Annotated in this window: 17 protein-coding genes; 6 read left to right on the top strand and 11 right to left on the bottom strand. The window is 68.6% G+C overall.

Annotated elements, in window-relative coordinates; genetic code table 11:
* Positions 1–204 precede the first annotated feature (204 nt).
* The 7 genes from ABH927_RS29665 to ABH927_RS29635 all read right to left on the bottom strand — a co-directional run bounded on the left by ABH927_RS29665 (position 205) and on the right by ABH927_RS29635 (position 7,770).
* Entirely contained in the window at positions 205–1,602 is a 1,398-nt protein-coding gene (locus tag ABH927_RS29665) for an acyl-CoA carboxylase subunit beta (RefSeq protein WP_370026977.1), read from the bottom strand.
* 33 nt (positions 1,603–1,635) lie between these two features.
* Positions 1,636–2,868, bottom strand: coding sequence for a beta-ketoacyl-ACP synthase II (fabF, locus tag ABH927_RS29660; protein WP_370026975.1), 1,233 nt, complete (start codon positions 2,866–2,868; stop codon positions 1,636–1,638).
* Between the two features lie 97 nt (positions 2,869–2,965).
* Positions 2,966–3,205 carry an acyl carrier protein gene (locus tag ABH927_RS29655; RefSeq protein ID WP_036330501.1) on the bottom strand — a complete coding sequence of 80 codons (240 nt, stop codon included), beginning with the start codon at positions 3,203–3,205 and terminating at the stop codon, positions 2,966–2,968.
* 62 nt (positions 3,206–3,267) lie between these two features.
* Positions 3,268–4,224 carry a beta-ketoacyl-ACP synthase III gene (locus ABH927_RS29650; protein ID WP_370026973.1) on the bottom strand — a complete coding sequence of 319 codons (957 nt, stop codon included), beginning with the start codon at positions 4,222–4,224 and terminating at the stop codon, positions 3,268–3,270.
* Positions 4,221–5,117 carry an ACP S-malonyltransferase gene (locus tag ABH927_RS29645; RefSeq protein WP_370026971.1) on the bottom strand — a complete coding sequence of 299 codons (897 nt, stop codon included), beginning with the start codon at positions 5,115–5,117 and terminating at the stop codon, positions 4,221–4,223. The genes ABH927_RS29650 and ABH927_RS29645 overlap by 4 nt, the downstream gene beginning before the upstream one ends.
* 117 nt (positions 5,118–5,234) lie before the next feature.
* Complete coding sequence (locus tag ABH927_RS29640) at positions 5,235–6,392, bottom strand: PucR family transcriptional regulator (protein ID WP_370026969.1); 1,158 nt, start codon at positions 6,390–6,392, stop codon at positions 5,235–5,237.
* A gap of 193 nt (positions 6,393–6,585) precedes the next feature.
* Positions 6,586–7,770 carry a glycosyltransferase gene (locus ABH927_RS29635; protein ID WP_370026967.1) on the bottom strand — a complete coding sequence of 395 codons (1,185 nt, stop codon included), beginning with the start codon at positions 7,768–7,770 and terminating at the stop codon, positions 6,586–6,588.
* A gap of 588 nt (positions 7,771–8,358) precedes the next feature.
* Here ABH927_RS29635 and ABH927_RS29630 point away from each other — a divergent pair.
* The 3 genes from ABH927_RS29630 (at position 8,359) to ABH927_RS29620 (ending at position 12,180) form a co-directional block, all read left to right on the top strand.
* Positions 8,359–8,613 (top strand): hypothetical protein, encoded by a 255-nt coding sequence (locus ABH927_RS29630; protein WP_370026965.1) that lies wholly within the window; start codon positions 8,359–8,361, stop codon positions 8,611–8,613.
* Positions 8,614–8,645: 32 nt separating this feature from the next.
* Positions 8,646–10,310, top strand: coding sequence for a hypothetical protein (locus tag ABH927_RS29625; protein ID WP_370026964.1), 1,665 nt, complete (start codon positions 8,646–8,648; stop codon positions 10,308–10,310).
* Positions 10,311–10,599: 289 nt separating this feature from the next.
* Entirely contained in the window at positions 10,600–12,180 is a 1,581-nt protein-coding gene (locus ABH927_RS29620) for a hypothetical protein (protein WP_370026962.1), read from the top strand.
* Positions 12,181–12,302: 122 nt separating this feature from the next.
* Here the strand turns inward: ABH927_RS29620 and ABH927_RS29615 are convergent, their stop codons facing one another.
* The 4 genes from ABH927_RS29615 to ABH927_RS29600 all read right to left on the bottom strand — a co-directional run bounded on the left by ABH927_RS29615 (position 12,303) and on the right by ABH927_RS29600 (position 16,060).
* Positions 12,303–13,505 (bottom strand): glycosyltransferase 87 family protein, encoded by a 1,203-nt coding sequence (locus tag ABH927_RS29615; RefSeq protein ID WP_370026960.1) that lies wholly within the window; start codon positions 13,503–13,505, stop codon positions 12,303–12,305.
* 467 nt (positions 13,506–13,972) lie between these two features.
* Positions 13,973–14,422: a DUF350 domain-containing protein gene (locus tag ABH927_RS29610; protein ID WP_370026958.1), complete on the bottom strand. Its 450-nt coding sequence runs from the start codon at positions 14,420–14,422 to the stop codon at positions 13,973–13,975.
* Between the two features lie 12 nt (positions 14,423–14,434).
* A complete protein-coding gene (locus ABH927_RS29605; RefSeq protein ID WP_370026956.1) occupies positions 14,435–15,604 on the bottom strand; it encodes a glutathionylspermidine synthase family protein in 1,170 nt (389 codons plus the stop codon).
* A gap of 3 nt (positions 15,605–15,607) precedes the next feature.
* Positions 15,608–16,060: a hypothetical protein gene (locus tag ABH927_RS29600; RefSeq protein ID WP_370026954.1), complete on the bottom strand. Its 453-nt coding sequence runs from the start codon at positions 16,058–16,060 to the stop codon at positions 15,608–15,610.
* A 113-nt stretch (positions 16,061–16,173) separates the two neighbouring features.
* Between ABH927_RS29600 and ABH927_RS29595 the strand changes: the two genes are divergently transcribed.
* The 3 genes from ABH927_RS29595 to ABH927_RS29585 all read left to right on the top strand — a co-directional run.
* On the top strand, positions 16,174–17,208 hold the full coding sequence (locus ABH927_RS29595) for a PHP domain-containing protein (protein ID WP_370026952.1): 1,035 nt from the start codon (positions 16,174–16,176) through the stop codon (positions 17,206–17,208).
* Positions 17,209–17,255: 47 nt separating this feature from the next.
* Positions 17,256–17,732 (top strand): helix-turn-helix transcriptional regulator, encoded by a 477-nt coding sequence (locus ABH927_RS29590; protein WP_370026951.1) that lies wholly within the window; start codon positions 17,256–17,258, stop codon positions 17,730–17,732.
* A 190-nt stretch (positions 17,733–17,922) separates the two neighbouring features.
* A partial coding sequence (locus tag ABH927_RS29585) for a family 20 glycosylhydrolase (RefSeq protein WP_370026949.1) occupies positions 17,923–19,604 on the top strand: 1,682 nt, incomplete at its 3' end.

Genomic DNA, 19,604 nt, shown 5'->3' with positions numbered 1-19,604 from the left:
ATGGACCGCACCGTCCTCCCTGGCGCTTTGTGGAGCGTGATCATGCATGTCGAGGGTGCGCCCGACGGACAGACAGTGCGTGATCACAAACGGTGTCGGCCCTGATCAGACCGCGTACGGCGGAATCCATGCATGATCACGATCCGGGAAACCCCACGTCCCCGGGATTCCCGGGAAACCCTGCATGATCACGACGGTGGGCCGTCAGAGGGGGATGTTGCCGTGGGCACCGCGGGCCGGCGTGGCCTGGGCGAGCACCCGGGCGATCGCGCCCCGCGTCTTCGCCGGCTCGATCACTTCGTCGACAACGCCGAGGTCGATCGCCCGCTGGAGGCCGCCGGCGATCTTCTCGTGCTCCTCGGCCAACTGCGCCTCGAGCGTGGCGCGTTCCTCCTCCGGCGCCGCGGCGAGCTCACGCCGCTTGAGGATGCGGACCGCCGCGACCGCGCCCATGACGGCCACCTGGGTGGTCGGCCAGCCGAAGACGCGGGTCGCGCCGAGGGCGCGGGAGTTCATCGCGATGTAGGCGCCGCCGTACGCCTTGCGGGTCACCAGCGTGACCCGGGGCACCGACGCCTCGGCGAAGGCGTGCAGCAGCTTGGCGCCCCGCCGTACGACGCCGTCGTGCTCCTGGCCGACGCCGGGAAGGTAGCCGGGCACGTCGACCAGGACGACCAGCGGCACGCCGAAGGCATCGCACATCCGGACGAAGCGGGCGGCCTTCTCCGCCGAGGCCGAGTCGAGGCAGCCGCCGAGCCGCATCGGGTTGTTGGCGACGACCCCGACCGTCCGGCCGCCCAGCCGGCCCAGGGTGGTCACGATGTTCGGGGCCCACTTGGGGTGGAGCTCCACACCGGGCTCGTCGAGCAGGCCGTTCACCAACGGATGCACGTCATAGGCGCGGCGGGGGTTCTCGGGGAGCAGGCTGCTGAAGTCGACCTCGGCCACCTCGCGCACCCGGCCCTGGTGGCCGAGAAGCCCGGCGAGCTGGCGGGCCTTGAGCAGGGCCTCGGCCTCGTCCTTGGTGACCACGTGGACGACGCCGCTGCGCTTGCTGTGCGGCTCGGGGCCGCCCAGCGCCGCCATGTCGATCTGCTCTCCGGTGACGCTGCGGACCACGTCCGGCCCGGTCACGAAGATGCGGCCGTTGTCGGCGAGGATCACGATGTCGGTCAGCGCCGGGCCGTAGGCCGCCCCGCCGGCCGCCGCGCCGACGACGACGGAGATCTGCGGAACGACGCCGGACGCCTTGGTCATGGCGGCGAACACGCGGCCCACCGCGTGCAGCGACTCCACACCCTCCGCCAGCCGCGCGCCGCCGGAGTGCCAGACCCCGATCACGGGGACGCGCTCGCGGACCGCCACATCGTAGGCGTGGACGATGTGCTCGCATCCCTCGGCGCCCATCGCGCCGCCCTGGACGCGGGCGTCACTGCAGAAGGCCACGACCGGGACGCCTTCCACGCGCCCGGTGACGGCCAGCACGCCGCTCTTGTCCTCGGGAGAGATCAGCCTGATCGCCCCCTCGTCGAGGAGGTGCCCGAGACGGGCGCGGGGGTCGCGTGGATCGACGGCCTCCGCATCGGAGGCCGCGGTCACCAACCTGTTTCCACAACAGTCACGTGCGACTCCTTGTCAAACAGTGGTGAAGGCCACGGCGACGTTGTGCCCGCCGAACCCGAACGAGTTGTTGACCGCGGCGATCTGTCCGTCGGGCAGCTTGCGCGGCTCCACGCGGACGATGTCCACCTCGATGCCGTCGTCCAGGTCGTCCACGTTGATGGTGGCCGGGACGATGCGCTCGCTCAGCGCGAGGATCGTGAAGACCGACTCGATGCCGCCCGCGCCGCCGAGCAGGTGACCGGTCATCGACTTGGTCGCGGTGACCAGCGGGTGCGACCCGAGGGCGTCCTTGATCGCGACCGCCTCGACGACGTCGCCCGCCGGCGTGGAGGTCGCGTGGGCGTTGATGTGGCGCACGTCCGCGCCGGTCAGCCCGGTGTTCTCCAGGACTCGCCGCATGGCGAGCCGGATTCCGGCGCCCGTGGGCTCGGGCTGCGCGATGTGGTGGGCGTCGGAGGAGTAGCCCGCCCCCGCCGCCACGGCGTAGACCTTCGCGCCGCGTGCCCGCGCGTGCTCCTCGGACTCGAGCACGACGATGCCCGCGCCCTCTCCGAGCACGAACCCGTCACGGCCCTTGTCGAACGGCCGCGAGGCCCGCTGCGGCTCGTCGTTCCGCGTGGACATCGCCCGCATCGCCGCGAAGGAGCCCACGTTCAGCGGGTGGATGGCGGCCTCGGTGCCGCCCGCGACGACCACGTCGGCGCGACCCTCCTTGATCATCTCGATGGCGTAGCCGATGGACTCCGCGCCGGTCGCGCAGGCGCTGACGGTCGCGTGGACGCCCGCCTGGGCGCCGACCTCGATGCCGATCCAGCCCGCCGCGCCGTTCGGCATCAGCATGGGCACGGTGAACGGCGAGAGGCGCGCCCAGCCCTTCTCCTTGTACGTGTCGTACGCCGCGAGGATCGTGGTGATGCCGCCGATGCCGCTGCCGACGACGACGCCCAGCCGGGTGGGGTCGACCTCCGGGGCGCCCGCGTCCCGCCATGCCTGGCGGGACGCGATCAGCGCGAACTGCTCGGCCCGGTCGAGCCTCCTGGCCTCGGGCCTGGGGATCACCTCGCCGGGGTCGACGGCGGCCACGCCGGCGAACTTCACCGGCACGGTGTCGATCCAGTCCTCGGTGAGGGTGCGGATGCCCGAACGCCCTTCGAGGAGCGCCGACCAGGTCGAGGCGACGTCTCCACCGAGGGGCGTCGTCGCGCCGAGCCCGGTGACGACGACACGTACCCGGTCCTTACTCACTTGTCTGCACTCCTCTGTCGCTCAAGCGTGGTGGTCAAGCGGGGTCTTGCCGATCCGTGGTGAATGTGCCGCGGGACGGCACATTCACAGGGGTGACTCAGGCCTGGATGAAGTTGATGACGTCCTTGACGGTCTTCAGGTGCTTGAGCTGGTCGTCGGGGATCTCGACGCCGAACTCGTCCTGCGCGGCGACGGCGATCTCGACCATGGAGAGCGAGTCGATGTCGAGGTCGTCCACGAAGCTCTTCTCCGGGGTGACCTCGGCCGCCGGGATACCGGTGATCTCATTGACGATCTTGCCGAGGCCCGCGAGGATCTCCTGCTCGGTCAGTGCCATGTCGCGATTACTCCTTGGATTTCGGGATTTTTCGGGTCTGTACGGCATGTGCCGTACAAGTGTTAGGGGATCTCGACCACTTGCGAGGCGTAGGTCAGACCGGCGCCGAAGCCGAGCAGCAGGGCGAGCCCGCCGGAGGGCACCTCGCCGCGCTCGATCATGCGCGACAGCGCGAGCGGGATGGAGGCGGCCGAGGTGTTGCCCGCGAGGACGATGTCCTTGGCGACGACGGCGTTGTCGGCGCCGATCTTGCGGGCGATCGCCTCGATGATGCGCAGATTCGCCTGGTGGGGGACGAACGCGGCGAGTTCGGCGGGGTCCACCCCGGCACGCTCGCACGCCAGGCTGGCCACCGGGTGAAGCGCGGTGGTGGCCCAGCGGAACACGGTCTGGCCTTCCTGCTGAAGGAAGGACTCGCGGTTCCTGATCGCGATCACATCGGCCTTGTCGCCCGCGCTGCCCCAGACCACCGGGCCGATGCCGGGGGTCTCGGAAGGGCCGACGACGGCGGCGCCCGCGCCGTCAGCGAAGATCACGGACACGGCCCGGTCGTCCCAGTCGATCCACTGGGAGAGCTTCTCGGTGCCGACGACGAGCACGTTCGTGGCGGATCCGGCCCGCACGGCGTCGCTCGCGGCGCTGAGCGCGTAGCAGAACCCGGCGCACGCGGCGTTGACGTCGAAGGCGCCGGGGGCGGCGATGCCGAGCCGGTGGGCGACCCGGGCCGCCGCGTTGGGGATCTGCGCCTCCAGGGTGCAGGTCGCCACGATGACGAGGTCGATGTCGCCGGCCGCGAGGCCGCTCGCCGCGAGGGCCTTGCCGCCCGCCTGCACGGCGAGGTCGATCTCGGACTCCTGCGGCCCGGCGACGCGGCGCTCCTTGATGCCGACGCGGCTCTGGATCCACTCGTCGCTGGTCTCGATCCGCTTCGCGAGGTCCTCGTTGGTCACGACGTCGGCGGGCTGATAGCCGCCGAACGCGAGCACCTTCGCGCCGGGGGCGCCTTGGCTGAGCCTCACTTGAGCACCTCTCGGGCGGCGTCCAGGTTGTCCGGGGTCTTCAGGGCGACGGTCTTCACGCCGGGCAGGCCGCGCCTCGCCAGGCCGGTCAGCGTGCCGCCGGGCAGCAACTCGATCATCGCGGTCACGCCCTCGGCGGCCATCGTGGCCATGCAGGCGTCCCAGCGGACCGGGTTGGCCACCTGGTTGATCAGGCGCTCGACGAACTGCGCGCCCGTGGCGACGACCGCGCCGTCCGCGTTGGACAGCAGCCTGACCGCCGGGTCTCCGGGCGTGATCTCCGACGCCGCCTGGCGCAGATGGTCGACCGCCGGAGCCATGTGCGCGGTGTGGAACGCGCCCGCGACGGACAGCGGGATCAGGCGCGCCTTCGCAGGGGGGTCGGCCTTGAAGGCGTCCAGCCGCTCCAGCGTGCCGCCCGCCACGATCTGCCCGGCGCCGTTGACGTTGGCGGGCGTGAGCCCGTGCCTGTCGACGGCCGCGAGGACCTCGTCCTCGGCTCCGCCGAGCACGGCCAGCATGCCGGTCTCCGTCACGGCGGCTGCCTTGGCCATCGCCTGGCCGCGCTCCCTCACCAGGGCGAGGGCCTGCTCGGTGGACATCACTCCGGCGATGGCGGCGGCGGCGAGCTCGCCCACGCTGTGCCCCGCCACCAGGTCCGGCGTGAGGCCCAGCACCTCGAAGGACGCCAGCGCGGCCGCCACGAGCAGCGGCTGAGCGACGGCGGTGTCACGGATCTCGTCGGCGTCGGCGGTGGTCCCGTAGGCGATGAGGTCGAGGCTTGCGATCTCCGACCAGGCGGAGATCCGGGCACGGAATTCGGGGATCTCGAGCCATGGACTCAGGAAGCCTGGGGTCTGGGCGCCTTGGCCCGGAGCGACGATGACGAGCACGTAATCCACCCTGCCCTGTAGAGGTTCGCCACACTGATAGAGATCCGAACGAACTTTGAGGTCGCCGTTTTGTGGGGTACCTACAGTTTCGGTTTCGGCGGGGTTAACACGGCCCCGCTACATTACGGTCAGGCGCCCGAGTATCAGTCCTACTTGGAGCGTAAAAGCGGACCGCCCCTCGGTGGGCTGGTAGCCGGTGAGCTCCGTGATCTTCTTGAGCCGGTACCTGACCGTGTTCGGATGGACGAACAATAGCCGGGCGGTGGCTTCCAGGGAGGTCCCCTGCTCCAGGTAGGTCGCCAGCGTGTCGAGCAGCGGCGTGCCCGCGAGCGGCTTGTAGACGTTCTCGACGAGCTGCGCCCTGGCGTCTTCGTCCCCGTCGAGAGCGCGCTCGGCCAGCAGGTCCTCGGCCAGGACCGGCCGGGGCGCGTCGGGCCATCCGGCCGCGGCCCGCAGCCCGGCGATGGCCGCCCGCGCCGAGCTGGCCGCCGCGTGCAGGTCGGGGACCTCCGGTCCGATCACGATGGGGCCGGGCCCGAAGCGGGGGACGACACTGCGGGCGGCGTCCTTGATGCTGTCGGCGCCGCCCACGATCACGATGAGCCGGTCGCCCTGCACCCCCGCGAGCAGCTCGTGGCCGACCCGGCGGCCCTTGTCGCGCAGGCCGTCGATGATGCTCTGCGGGTCGTCGTCCGGGGCGTAGCCGGCGAACACCACGACCGGGACCGACGTCCAGCCGAGCGCGGCGGCCCAGGAGTGCAGGCCGTCGTCGACCTGCCCGCGGACCAGCGCGTCCACGATGAGCGCCTCCAGCCGGGCGTCCCAGGAGCCGCGCGCCTCGGCCTCCCGCGCGTACACCTGGGCGGCGGCGAAGGCCACGTCGCGGGTGTAGCGGAGCATCGCGTGGCGGAGCAGCTCGCCGCCGCCGGGGGCGGCCAGCTCGTCGACCTGGGCCTCCACGACCTCGACGACGATGCGGACGAGGTCGACCGTCTGCTGAAGTGAGACGCTCCGCTTGAGCTCCCGCGGCGCGGTGCCGAAGAACTCGATGCTGGGCGTCGGCCGCCCCTCGCCGGCGTGCCCGAACCACTCCACGAACGCCGCGATGCCCGCCTGGGCGACCAGCCCCACCCAGGACCTGTCCTCGGCGGACAACGCCCGGTACCACGAGAGCTGCTCCTCCATCCGGGCCATGGCGGCCGTGCCCAGGCTGCCCATCGCGCGGTCGAGCCGTCGTGCCGTGTCCTCCCGGACCTTGTCGTTCATGTCGCTCATGAGGCCTCCTCGATCGGCCACACGAACGATTGTGTCGTCGTGCCTGTCTGCCCGCACCCGGCTGTCCGCCTGCCCGCCCCGCTCGCTCACGCCTCTAGCGTGCCAGGTCATCGCACATGGTGCGCCGAGGCGCCCACGCGGCTCCACTTGACGCACCTCGGAGATGGGGCACGACCACGGCACGCGCGCGCGGTCATCGCGTCCCCTTCCTCGGGATGAACACCCACGCCCGCAGCAGCACGAACCGGAGGAGCGTGGCGAGCCCATTGGCGAGTACCACGACGATCAGCTCGGCCGTACGGGACGTGTCATCCGGAAGGAGCGCCAGGCCGGATGTGGTCAGCGCGAGACCGATGAAGAACACGATCAATCCACCGAGATGATCCCGGAGGGCGCCCGCCCGGCCGGTGACCCCGAACGTGAAGCGGCGGTTGGCGGCCGTGTTGCCGAGTGCGGTGACCAGCAAGGTGATCGCGTTGGCCGTGACCGATGGCATGAACTCCGCGAAAACCCAGAACAGGGCCAGGTAGGTGATCGTGCTGACGACCCCGATGGCCGCGAAGACCGGCAACTGCCGGGCCATCCCCAGGGGAAGCTTCGCATGCTGGATCCGCGGCGGCACCGGAATGCGCGCCATCCCTGACATGCTCTTGCGGGCCACCCGCCACATGCCCTTGAGGTCGTCGGTCGCGGTTCTCAGGATGTCCACCCGGCTGTCGGGGTCGTCCACCCAGTCGACGGGCACCTCGTGGATCCGCAGCCCGTGGTGCTCGGCCAGAACCAGCAGCTCGGTGTCGAAGAACCACTCCTCGTCCTCGACCGAGGGCAGCAGGGCCTGCACGATCTCCGTCCGGCCCGCCTTGAAGCCGCACTGCGCGTCGGAGAAGCGGACTCCCATGAACGATCGCAGCAGCAGGTTGTAGCTACGGGAGATGAATTCCCGCTTCGTACCGCGGACGACGTTCGACCCGGGGGACAGGCGAGTGCCGATCGCCAGGTCGCTGTGCCCGCTCAGCAGCGGCGCCACGAGCGGGAGGAAGGCGTCCAGGTCGGTCGAGAGATCCACGTCCATGTAGCAGACGACGTCGGCGTCGCTCTCCGACCACACCCGCCGCAGGGCGCGCCCGCGCCCCTTCTCGTCAAGATGGATGGCGCGCACGTCCGGGAGCTCCGTCGCCAGGTCATCGGCGATGGCCCAGGTGCCGTCCGTGCTGGCGTTGTCGGCGATCGTGATGCGGAAGCCGTACGGAAAGGTGCGGGTCAAGTAGGCGTGCAGCCTCCGGACGCTCTCGGCGAGCACCCGTTGCTCGTTGTAGACGGGAACCACGATCTCCACAACGCGCGACCTGACCGGATGCCCGAAGGCGATTGTTTCCACCGGACCCCCTGAATGGTCTGAATTACGAGGCCAGTAGACGAGTCGCGCAGAGCATTCCCGGCAAGGCGCGCTCTCTGTTTGCGCGTCGAGCAGCACATCTTGAATCGTGCTGGGATGAATGAAGTCGCTTGGCGGGCTGCTGGATGAAGCCAGATGTTTGAGAAGCGCCGGACAGGGCGCCGCTAATGAGCGGGCCATACGTGGCAGGTGGAATCGATGCCAGTCGGCGTGAAACTCGGCCCTACCTGACTTTCCCTGTGGCCATGATCGAATTTTGGCGCCGTCGGGGGCCGAGTGTGGGGCAACTTTTAGACAGTTCCTCGATTCACCTGTGATTTGTCCACGATGACCGAAGGCTCCCTCTCCGCGATGACATAAACCGCTTGCGCCTGACTTGTGTGTCCACCCGAAGGGACTCCACTTCGACGTGCGAACGTCGGTAATCAGGGTCAAGCGCCCGATTTTACAGCGCGGCACGCCGATGCCTCAGATGAAACGTCGTCGGACCAATCTCTCGCTCCGCTTTTCTTGGTCCATTCTTGCCGCCGGAGAATACCTAGACGGCTCACCGATCAGGGAAGGCTCGAAATGGCCGCGGACGAGCTCATGGAGAATCCCCGGCTCAAGGAGCGGCACTTCTGGAATAGGGAACGTCGCGCGATTCCGGCGCGTGAGGTCCGGCGCTTCGGCGCGACCGGCCGGACGTTGGAAATAGAAGCCGCAGGAGGGGAGAACCGCATAATGCTGAATCGGTGGCGGATTGCCCGGGCGAAGAGCTGTCCCGCGCTGGGGTTCTCGCCTGACGTCTCGCTGTCGGTGCGGGCACGGCGGGCGCTCACATGACAACCATTCTCACCGAAGTACGCTCGGACGCCTTGGCGGCATCTCGCAGCCGGTACCGCATGCTCAGGGAGCTGGGCACGCTCGCGGCAGGAGCCGTGGTGCTGGCTGTGATCATGACCTGGCCCACTCTGGCCCATCCGGCGACTACGATTCCCGGCGATCTCGGCGATCCGCCATGCCTGGCCTGGGAAATCGCGTGGTACGGCCATGCGCTGCTCCATCAGCTCAGCCACCCGTTCGACGGAAACTTCTACTGGCCGGTGCCACACACCGCCGTGATCAGCGACGGCTTGCCGGGCCTCGCGCCGCTGGGCCTGGGTGTCACCGGTGTCGCGGACACCCTCGTGCGCTACAACGTGGCCTACGTCCTGGCCGCCGCGTTCAACTTCGTGGGCGCCTACCTTCTGGCCCGCCAGCTCGGCAGTGGTCGGATGGGCGCACTGGTGGCGGGTGCGGCTTTCGCCTACACGCCGTGGCGGATCTGCCACGCGATCCACATCAACATCCTCATGAGCGGTGGCATCCCGTTGTCGATCGCGCTTCTTCTCCGGGGCCACGGAATCGGCCGGGGACGATGGGATCTGTCGCGGGCGCGGCCGTGGTCGGCTCTGATGGGCTGGGCGCTCGCCGCCTGGCAGATGAGTCTGGGTTTCGCGATCGGCCTGCCCTTCGCGTATGTGCTCATGCTGATCGTCCTGGCGGGAGCCGGTGGGTGGCTGGCCGCCGGCCGGCCGCGCCCTTCTCGGGCGGTGCTGGCCGCGGACGTGGCTGGAGGCGTCGGCTTCGCGGCGGTGACGCTTGGGCTGGGGAGCGTGTTCGCGCGCGTGGCGAAGGAGAATCCCCGGACCCCGATGGGCCGCAGCGTCGCTGTCCTCGACTATTTCTCGCCCCCGGTCCGGGGTTTCTGGGCAGCCCACGAGAACTCGCTTATTTGGGGACCGCTTACCTCGTGGGCGCGCGAGGGAATCCCGTGGACGGTTGAAGCCTGCCTGTTCCCCGGCCTGACGGTGGTCTTGATCGCGATGCTCGGCCTGGTGGTCACCGTTTGGAGTCGTCGCAGGCGGGTGTGGCTGCTGCTGGCTGTGGTGATCAGCGGACTGTTGGCGCTGGGCACCACGCTTCTGGGTGGAAGGTGGACCTGGCTGCCCGCCCGAGATGTGCTCCCAGGTGTCGAAGCACTGCGAACGTCCGGTCGGCTGGTGTTGTACGCCGTTCTCGCCCTGGGGTTGCTGGCCGCGGGGGCGGTGACCCGCCTTGGTCGTACGGCACGGCTCAGGCCCGCCTTGCTGGCGATTCCGTTGCTCGTCTGCGTAGAAGGGCTGTCGACGGTCCCGCATCCGGAGGTGCCCCGGCCGCCATCCGCGCTGGCCCAGGTCAAGGGACCCGTGCTGATACTCCCCGCGCTGCGGTTTCAGGACAGTCTGTCCATGATCTGGTCCACGGACGGCTTCTATCGGATGGTGAACGGAACCGGGTCGTTCCTCCCGCCGAAGATGTCGGAGGTGGCGCGGAGGACCGTGTGGTTCCCGGACCCGCTGTCGATCGACTACCTACGACGCATGGGCGTTCGCGAGGTCGTCATCCCTCGGGAACGCGCGAAGGGGCACATCTTCGAGCGCGCAGCCGACCGTTCCGTCGCTGGACTCCCGGTGGAGCGACGTGACATGGGGGACAGCGTCCTTTACCTCATCCGCTGACAGCCCACTGATGCCGCGCGCGCCGGCCCTGCTCGCCCTGGAGGGCGGCTGGGCTGATGCGAGCCGGCCTTCACCTACGGACGACGGTGCCCCTTTATCCGGACTCCCGGTGACACCCGAACGACTCGGTGACACCCGAATGAAAGGCCTCTTGATGAATCGCATTCGTCTCCAGTACCGCCTGCCAAGTGTCGGCCGCCCTGCTGCAGACACTGGTGCTCATCGCGGACGGCTGCCGGCTCGCGTCTTCCTGGCGGCACGGCGCGTATGTGAGAGCACCAAGCGCCGTGTGGGCAGCCTCTCCGCGTTCGAGATGGCCGCGTTGGCACTGATCGTGGCCGCCATCGTTCTCCGGTTCTACGATTTCTGGAAGCTGCCCGGCATCAACGGCGACGAACCCTGGTACGGCGTACAGGCACTGCGCTTCACCGCAGGTGAGCAGGTCGACGTGCGCACGCCGACGGGAAATCTGCAGAGCCCGCTACAGCCCGGCCTGCTCTGGGCGCTTCATTTCTTCGTGGACCCGGCGCCGTCGCTGCTCCGCATCCCGACTCTCGTCTCAAGTATCTTGCAGATCGGTGTCATGGCCTGGGGCGCTAACCGCGTCTTCGGCAGGCGGGCGGCGTTCGCCGCCGCGACGATGTGCGCGGTGCTCCCGCTGAACATCGCGTATGCCCGCTTTGGGCAGGACCCCGACCATCTGGGATTGGTGGCCGCCCTGGCGACGGTCGCCGTGTTGAATCGGCGCCTGATCCTAGGCGTCGCCCTCTACGCGTTCGGCATCTGGGTGCATCCCACGTGCGTATTCCTCGCGCCGTTCCTGCTGCTCGTGTCCATTGGCGCCGAGTTGCCGGAGCGAAGGAGCGGCAGAGCGTGGCTTCGTTGCGCCGCGGCGATCGTCGGATTCGGCGCAGCGGCACTGTTGGTCAAGCTGATCGTCAGTGACGGCAATCGCTTCGCCAATCTCCATCAGATCTGGGACCGACTGAGCTCGCTTGACCGATGGCTCCTGCAGGGCACTCGTCTCGCGCACTTCTTCCTCGGCGACACGACCTATCAATACATCGCGGGCGCGAGATTCCCCGGTCCACAAGCAGCATGGGCGATCGCATTCTGGCTGATCGCCGGCTTCCTCGTCGGCTTTGGCATGTGGCGACTCATCCGCGCGCGCGACCTCCGCGGCCTTGCCATTGTGGTGGGGGCGATGGCGACGCACTTCGCGTTCTACCTCATCGGTGGTCCCCAAGCCCTGGCGCCATCCGTGGAGCGCTACGGCCTCTGCCTGGTCGTCCCCAGTCTCTTCGCAGCCGTCGTCCTCGCGGGCGCCGGCAAGAAACCGGACTCATCTGAGCTCGCCGCGACCAAAGGCCTCTCGTCCATCGCCGTTTCGAGGCTCTGCCGTACGGCACCTGTAGTGGCCGGCGTCGCGTGGATCGTCATGGGCGTGATGCTTCTCGCGGGCTTCACCCGCTACTACCTCGTGGAGCTCCTGCACACGGGAAGCAGGTCAGAGCAGACGTTCTGGACCGGACCCACTGAGCCGAAGGCGGCCGCCGTCCAGCGCATCCTCAGCGAGCGTCGTCCTGGCTCCTCAGTGGTGATCGTCGCTGACGGTTGGTGGACATACTGGATCGTCCGCTATCTCACATACCGAAGCCCGGACGTCTTGGTCACGGAAGGTCTTTCAAGGGCCACGCTGCGCTCCCCGGGCAAGGACGTATTCGTGATGGGCTACCCCGATGGACCTGTCGGCGACCTCATCGGCAAGTTCGGCGGCACGAAGGAGTTCGAGCGATTCGACGTCCCGGGCTATGGGCGCCAGAGCGTGATCCAACTGTGGCACCACAAGCGGATCGGCACGGCCGCGTGATCACATGGTGACCGATGGGTCTGTCGCTATCCGCCAGAATCGGCACATACTGCGAATCGCCGGGGACGCGGCCGACCAAGCCGCCGAGGTCGAGCGGCTGACGGACGACCACGTCCGGGACGTCAACGGCCAGAGCCGGGAGCAGAGGGTGCCGGCTCACCAGCGGGGAACGATTCCTGGATTCCGCTCTGCGCGATTCCGGCTTTGCGGAATTCACGGAATCCAGCCCCCAGCAACGCCGCCAGAGCGAGCGCCATCACCCCCGCGAGAAGCTTGAATTCCAGAGACGCCGCATCGCCTTGGAACAACGGCATCCCCAGGAACGGCAGGTAGGACAGAGCCGAGGACACCTGCACGGCGATCGGCGCGTACCACAGGCGTCGTGGCAGGTAGAACGCGACCATCACGCTGAGCACGTCGGCCAGGTAAAAGTACCGCTCGTGCATCGATGGCAGGAGAAACGGCACGAGGACGGCCGACGTCGCCGCCAGAAGCGCGATGCGGAGGTTCGTCAACGCCGCCCGATTTACCGCGACGAGCGCGATCAGGGCGATCAAGACTGCGCTGGTGAAGAGTATTCCCGCAGTACGCAGCACGTCGGCGTGCGTGCTGGACGTCACCCATTGATAAATGGACGGCGCATCGAGTGTCAGGTCCTGGTAACTTTCTGTCTGCCTCAAATAGACGGTCAGAAGATTCTCAGGTGAAGCGCCCAGCAGCAAGGCCGGTATGTCCAGCGCCAAATATGTCGCGGGGACGGCGATCAGTGTCTGCCAGGGCAGGCGCTTGAGAAGGGCCAGGACGAGCAGGAGTGGAAAGATGAAAACAGCCTGGAGCTTGAAAGCCAGTGCGAGGCCGAAGAACGTGCACGCCATCCAAGGGCGGTCCCGCATCAGGAGGTAGACTCCGCCCACCGCGAAAGCCGCATATATCGAGTCGGACTGGCCCCAGAGTGCGCCGTTCATGATTACCGTGGGCAGGAACAGGACGGCGGCCGCCGCCATGACCGGCTGCCAGGAATCCGGATAGCGCAGGCTCGCCATCCGATAAGCGAAGAAAGCCAGTAGCAGGTCGAATATCACCGAGATCAGTTTGATCCCGGCCTGTGCTTGAACCGGCAGGTAAGTCAACGCCGCCAGCAAATACAGATAGGGGGCGTTGTAATCCGAGAAATTGTAAGTCGAGAAATTATCTCCGACGGCGCTGAATCCGCCGTGGCCGTGAATATAGTCGTACCAATGTTTCAGGTGGACGGTGTAGTCCGTCGACTCGAAATCGAACTTGCAGGCTCGTACGGCGACCGCCGCCAGGATGATTCCGGTCATCGCCGTCACCCTGTAGGCCGGTTTCGTCAGTGTTCCTTTGCGGAGGCCTCCCATTGTCATCCGGCGAAGAGGGAAGAACCTTTTGGGCATGGCATGGCCTCCGGCTCCAGTGGCGACAGGTTTGATTAGTCGGATTTACCGCGCCCCTGTCACTCGACGGTGGCAAGGCGCGCGAATCCCAGCACGCGTGCCGGTGTACACCGTCCGTGCCGGACCGGCATCCGTCAGTGTCCATGGCGGACGTGTCTTAGTTCGACTTGAGGTCGTGTGTCGATTTCACCGCTGCGACCGGGGGAATCCGTGTGCGCGACGCTCGCCACAGCGCATCACATGGGCGTCGTCCGGTGCCACGACCGGCGGGATCGATTGCCGTAACCTGCCCCGTAATTGTTCGTCGCCAAAGCTCCGGCCCCTCACCTTGTCCGGATCATGGCTCGGGCCCCAACCGGCCTCGTGGCGGGAAGCCGCTAGAGGACGGCGACCGCCGTGATGAGGCCGATGACGAAGTGCGTGACGGCGAGGAGGACGGCGGCCGGCTGCAGGGTGGCCTCGTGCGCGAGTTCGCGGACCGAGATCCCGGCGACCTTGTCGAACACGACCATGCCCAGGGTCTGCACGGCGATGCCGACCAGGCCGAAGACGAGCGTCGCGAGCAGGCCGTCCCGCAGCGCGCCGCCGGAGGACCAGATCGAGGCCGCCACGATCAGCCCGACGGCGGCCAGGCTGGAGGCGGTCAGAAGCGTCGCGTTGGGGTTGCGGTCAGTGCGGATCACCTTGCTGAGGCGGCCGGGCGTGGCGAGGTCGATGACGTAGAACCCGGCGACGAGCAGCAGCACGCCCAAGATGGCGTAGGCGAGGATCGCCAGCGAGCCATGCCCGAGGACGGAGGCGAGCGAGGTGGAGGGGGCGGTGTTCATGCCAGATCGCTTTCAGCCGTGGATGCGATGGGGGACGAATGAGGAGGTGTCATCGGTGATCAGGCCGGAGGTTTCCCGGATGCCCAGCCCGGCGGACTCGTCGCCGACGACCCAGGCGCCGAGCACCGGCCGCCAGCCGTCGAAGTCGGGGAGCGCCGAAAACTCCTGGTAGACGAAGCCCTCGGCGCCGTAGCCGCCGCCGGTCCGCACCTGCTCTCCGGCGCCGGGCGTGACGATCCGCATGGAGGCGCCCTCACGGCCCAGCAGCGGTTTCTCGATATATCCGGATTTATCGGCGAGCTCGCGCGGGCCGTCCAGGTAGGCGGGCAGCAGGTTGGGGTGGCCGGGATACAGCTCCCACAGGACGGCCAGGAGCGCCTTGTTGGACAGCAGCATCTTCCACAGCGGCTCGATCCAGGCCATGGAGATCTGCTGGGCCAGGGCGTGCGGGCCGAACGGCTCGGCGACGATCCACTCCCAGGGGTAGAGCTTGCACAGCGACCGCATCACCCGGTGTTCCATGTCGACGAACCGCCGGTTGAGCGCGTCCCAGCCGATGTCCTCCATGGCGACGGCGACCGTGGTGAGCCCGGCCTGCTCGGCCGTCTCCTGGAGGTAGCCGAGCGTCATGACCTCCTCGCCGGTCTCGTCGGCGTTCGTCCAGGCGAAGTGGACCGGGCCGGTCGGCAGCGTGAGCGACTTCCAGTGGTCGACGAGCCGCTCGTGCAGCGAGTTCCACTGGTCGTCGCCCGGAAAGACGTCGCGCAGCCAGAACCACTGCACGACCGCGCTCTCGACCAGGCTCGTTGGGGTGTCCGCGTTGTACTCCAGCAGCTTGGCCGGACCCGTCCCGTCGTACCGCAGGTCGAACCGGCCGAAGACGTGCTGGTCGCGCCGCCGCCACGACTCGGCGACAGCCGTACGGCACGCGGGCGGGATGCCGAAGTCGGCGAGCCGGTCGGTGGCGACGACGTGCTCGGCCGCGGCCAGGCACATCTCGTGCAGGTCCTCGACCTGGCTCTCCAGGGCGAGGACCTCGTCCATGGTGAAGACGTAGTGGACGCTCTCGTCCCAGTACGGCCGGGCGAGGCCTTCGGGATGGGCCGACCGGTGGAAGGCGAGCCCCTGCGACTCGATGATGCCGGACCAGCCCTCGCGCGGCCGCGCGTGTTCCCTCCGCATGCGTCAGCCGCCGCCACCGGAGTGGAACCCGAAGCCGCCGCGCTGGATGACCCGGCCCGACCGCGTCGTGATCTCGGTGTCCGCCGGCCTGATCGTGCTGCCCCTCGACACGCGCCCGCCGCTGTGGCTGCCGCCGTAGTACCACCCGTAGGCGCCGCGCGAGCCGTGGTAGTGGTGATCGTCGTCGCAGAAGTCGTCGTCGACGACGGTGTAGGACCCGTCGGGCCGGCGGCTGGACATGTCCACGCAGTCCGCGCCGACCTCCTCGTAGTTGTCCTGGGCCGCGCAGAAGCCGACGACGAGCGTGGACAGGACGCCCAGCGTGCCGAGCTTGATCGCGGTGGAGGACTTGATGCCGCTCGACGGCGGAGGCGGCGGCGTCCGACCGGGCTGCCCCGGCGAGCTCATCGCCATCGGGTGGGGCTCTATGGGGGGACGCTCCCCGGGTTGTGCCATCGGGCTCCTGCGGTCGAGATCGGGACAGATTACCGCGTTCCAAACGAACGGGACAGTCCATCGTCTCCGCGCATGCCGCGCGTGCGTGATCCGACCTCGGGTAGCGTGCCGGTGTGGATCCGGTCGAGGCTCTGAAAAGGATCGCGTACCTGCTGGAGCGGGCGGGCGAGCCCACCTATCGCGTCCGCGCGTTCCGCGGCGCCGCCGACACCATCGCCGCCATCCCGCGTGACGAGCTCGTACGGCTCGCCCGGACCGGCGGCCTGGCCGGTCTCAAGGGCATCGGCAAGGTCACCGCCCTGGCGATCGCCGAGGCGCTGAACGGTGACGTGCCGACCTACCTCAGGCGCATCGAGGACACGAAGGACGTCGATCTGGACGAGGCGACGTCGGCCCTGCGGGCGGCGCTCAAGGGGGATCTGCACAGCCACTCCGACTGGTCGGACGGCGGATCGCCCATCGAGGAGATGGCCGCGGCCGCCCGGGAGCTCGGCCACGAATACCTCGCGCTCACCGACCACTCGCCCCGGCTGAGCGTCGCCAACGGCCTGTCGGCCGACCGGCTGCGCAGGCAGCTCGACGTGGTGGAGGAGCTCAACGCCGGGTTCGCCGCCGACGGGGGCCGCCCGTTCCGCGTCCTCACCGGCATCGAGGTCGACATCAACGCCGACGGCTCCCTGGACCAGGAGCCCGAGCTGCTGGAACGGCTCGACGTCGTCGTGGCGAGCGTGCACTCGCTGCTCAGGATGGACGCCGAGGACATGACGCGGCGGATGGTGATGGCCATCGCGAACCCGCACGTGGACGTGCTCGGCCACTGCACGGGCCGGATCGTCCAGGCGGGCGGCAAGCGGGGCGGCCTGCGCCCGGAGTCGAAGTTCGACGCGGAGATCGTGTTCGAGGCGTGCCGGCAGTTCGGCGTGGCCGTCGAGATCAATTCCAGGACCGACCGGCTCGACCCGCCCAAGCGGCTGCTGCGGCTGGCCTACGAGATGGGCTGCGACTTCTCGATCGACTCCGACGCGCACGCCCCCGGTCAGCTCGACTGGCAGCGGAACGGCTGCGCGAGAGCCGTACAGTGCGGGATCGAGCCTGAGCGGATCATCAACACCCGGTCATGGGGTGATGGTGCTGTGGCCTCTGAGTGAGGCGTTTTCGGGCGGTTTCGCCCACGGCGTCGGCGTAGCGTCAAGTCATGCATCGTCGCGACGCCCTGGTGGAGGAGCTCCGGGCCGCCGGATCCCTGTCCGCCCGTGAGCTGGCGTCGCGTCTCGGAGTCAGCAAGCGGACCGTCGTCCGGGATGTCGCCAAGCTCCGCGAGGCGGGCGTTCCCATCCTGCTCGACCCTGGCGGGTACACCTTCGCCCGCGTCGAGATGGTGAAGCGCGCGATCGACCGGGCCCTGCTCGGGCGGCGGGTGCTGCTCATCGAGTACGGCGACGGCAAGGGCACCGTGACCTCCAGGAAGGTCGAGCCGAGCATCTGCCTCGGCGGCAGGGGAGGCCACTGGTACCTGGTGGCATGGTGCAGGCTCCGCGAGGACGTGCGGGTGTTCCGCCTCGACCGGATCCTGTCGGCCGTCGTGACGGCCGAGCGCTTCCCCGAGCCCGGCCGCGCCCGCCTCGCCACCCTTGCGCGTGATCATGCGGGGATTCCCGCGCGCACGTCCTGACCGGCGTGGATTCCCCACGTGATCATGCTTGTACTGCTGCCGCTCAAGTGATCCTTGACGCTCCGGCGTCTGTAAGGAACCCTTACTAATTAATTACTTGCACTCCGCGGAGGACGCCATGAGGCCCGCCGTACCCCCCAATCCCTCCTCGTGGCGGCGGTCTCCGCTCGCCCGACTAGCCGCGGCCCTGATGACGGCCGCACTCCTCGTCACCGGCGCCGGTCTGGCGGTGCTGACCACCGCGACGCCCGCCGCCGCGGCGTCGTTCGCCGACGTCGTGCCCGTCCCCGTCTCGCTGCAGCCGGCCGGCGGGGTCACCTACACGCTGCCGTCCGACGCCTCGATCTTCACGGAGGCCGGGTCCACCCCGGCGGCCGACGTCGGCGCCTATCTGGCCGGGATCCTGCGGCCCTCCACCGGCTACGCCCTGCCGGTATCGGCCGCTTCCGGCACCCCGGTGAGCGGCATCTCGCTGCTGCTCAGCGGGGCCGACCCGAGCGTGGGGTCGCAGGGCTACCAGCTCGACGTGACCGCCTCCGCCGTGGTCATCCGGGCGCAGACGGCCACCGGCCTCTTCAACGGCGCGCAGACGCTTCGCCAGCTCCTGCCTCCGGACATCGAAAGCACGACCGTGCGCCCCGGCCCCTGGACGGCGCCCGGCGGGCGGATCGTGGACTACCCGCGCTTCGCCTACCGGGGCACGATGCTCGACGTCGCGCGGCACTTCCACCCGGTGGCGACGGTCAAGCGGTACATCGACCGGATCGCCCTCTACAAGATCAACTATCTGCATCTGCACCTGTCAGACGACCAGGGCTGGCGGATCGTCGTGGACTCCTGGCCACGGCTCGCCACCTACGGCGGCAGCACCCAGGTCGGCGGGGGAGCGGGCGGTTACTACACCAAGGCCCAGTATCAGGACATCGTCGCCTACGCCGCGCAGCGGCAGATCACGATCGTGCCCGAGATCGACATGCCGGGCCACACGAACGCCGCGCTCGCGTCGTACGCCGAGCTGAACTGCAACGGCGTCGCCCCCGCGCTCTACACCGGCACCAATGTCGGGTTCAGCTCGCTGTGCACGTCGAAGGAGACCACGTACACCTTCGTGAACAACGTGCTGACCGAGCTGGCGGCCATCACCCCCGGCCCCTACCTGCACGTCGGCGGTGACGAGGCCTCCTCCACCACGGCCTCGCAGTACGCCACGTTCATGAACCGGGTGCAGCCCCTCGTCGTGGGCGCGGGCAAGGCCGTCATGGGCTGGCACCAGATCGGCGCGTCGGCGGTGCAGCACTCACCCGGCCGCGTCACGCAGTACTGGGGCACGACGACCTCGGACTCACTCGTGAACAACGCGGTGTCGCTGGGCGCGAAGGTCGTCATGTCGCCTGCCAACAAGGCGTACCTCGACATGAAGTACAACTCCTCGACCTCCCTGGGCCAGGCCTGGGCCGGTTACATCGAGGTCCAGACGGCGTACGAGTGGAACCCGGGCGCCTACCTGAGCGGTGTGCCGGCCTCTGCCGTGCTCGGCGTCGAGGCGCCGCTGTGGACCGAGACGATCGCCACCGAGGACGACATCGAGTACATGGCGTTCCCGCGCCTGCCTGCCATCGCCGAGCTCGGCTGGTCGCCGTGGTCCACGCACAACTGGACCGCGTTCAAGACCCGCCTGGGCGCTCAGGGGCCGCGCTGGACGGTCATGGGCATCAACTTCTACAAGTCCTCCCAGGTGCCGTGGGCGACCGCTCCTCCGCCTCCGCCGCCGGGCAACCGGTATGAGGCCGAGAACGCGACGATCTCGCAGGGGATCCTGGAGACGACGCACACGGGGTTCTCGGGCACGGGTTACGTGAACTATGACAACGT

Source organism: Planotetraspora sp. GP83, from assembly GCF_041262585.1.
Taxonomy (GTDB): domain Bacteria; phylum Actinomycetota; class Actinomycetes; order Streptosporangiales; family Streptosporangiaceae; genus JAOEGB01.
The sequence above is the reverse complement of the archived record's forward strand: the minus strand, read 5'-3'. Positions and strand labels throughout refer to the sequence as shown.

Coding starts and splice junctions, on each gene's coding strand:
- ABH927_RS29655 (WP_036330501.1), bottom strand. CDS start 3,205: ATGGCACTGACCGAGCAGGAGATCCTCGCGGGCCTCGGCAAGATCGTC.
- ABH927_RS29615 (WP_370026960.1), bottom strand. CDS start 13,505: ATGACCGGAATCATCCTGGCGGCGGTCGCCGTACGAGCCTGCAAGTTC.
- ABH927_RS29600 (WP_370026954.1), bottom strand. CDS start 16,060: ATGGCACAACCCGGGGAGCGTCCCCCCATAGAGCCCCACCCGATGGCG.
- ABH927_RS29605 (WP_370026956.1), bottom strand. CDS start 15,604: ATGCGGAGGGAACACGCGCGGCCGCGCGAGGGCTGGTCCGGCATCATC.
- ABH927_RS29640 (WP_370026969.1), bottom strand. CDS start 6,392: ATGAGCGACATGAACGACAAGGTCCGGGAGGACACGGCACGACGGCTC.
- ABH927_RS29630 (WP_370026965.1), top strand. CDS start 8,359: ATGGCCGCGGACGAGCTCATGGAGAATCCCCGGCTCAAGGAGCGGCAC.
- ABH927_RS29610 (WP_370026958.1), bottom strand. CDS start 14,422: ATGAACACCGCCCCCTCCACCTCGCTCGCCTCCGTCCTCGGGCATGGC.
- ABH927_RS29590 (WP_370026951.1), top strand. CDS start 17,256: ATGCATCGTCGCGACGCCCTGGTGGAGGAGCTCCGGGCCGCCGGATCC.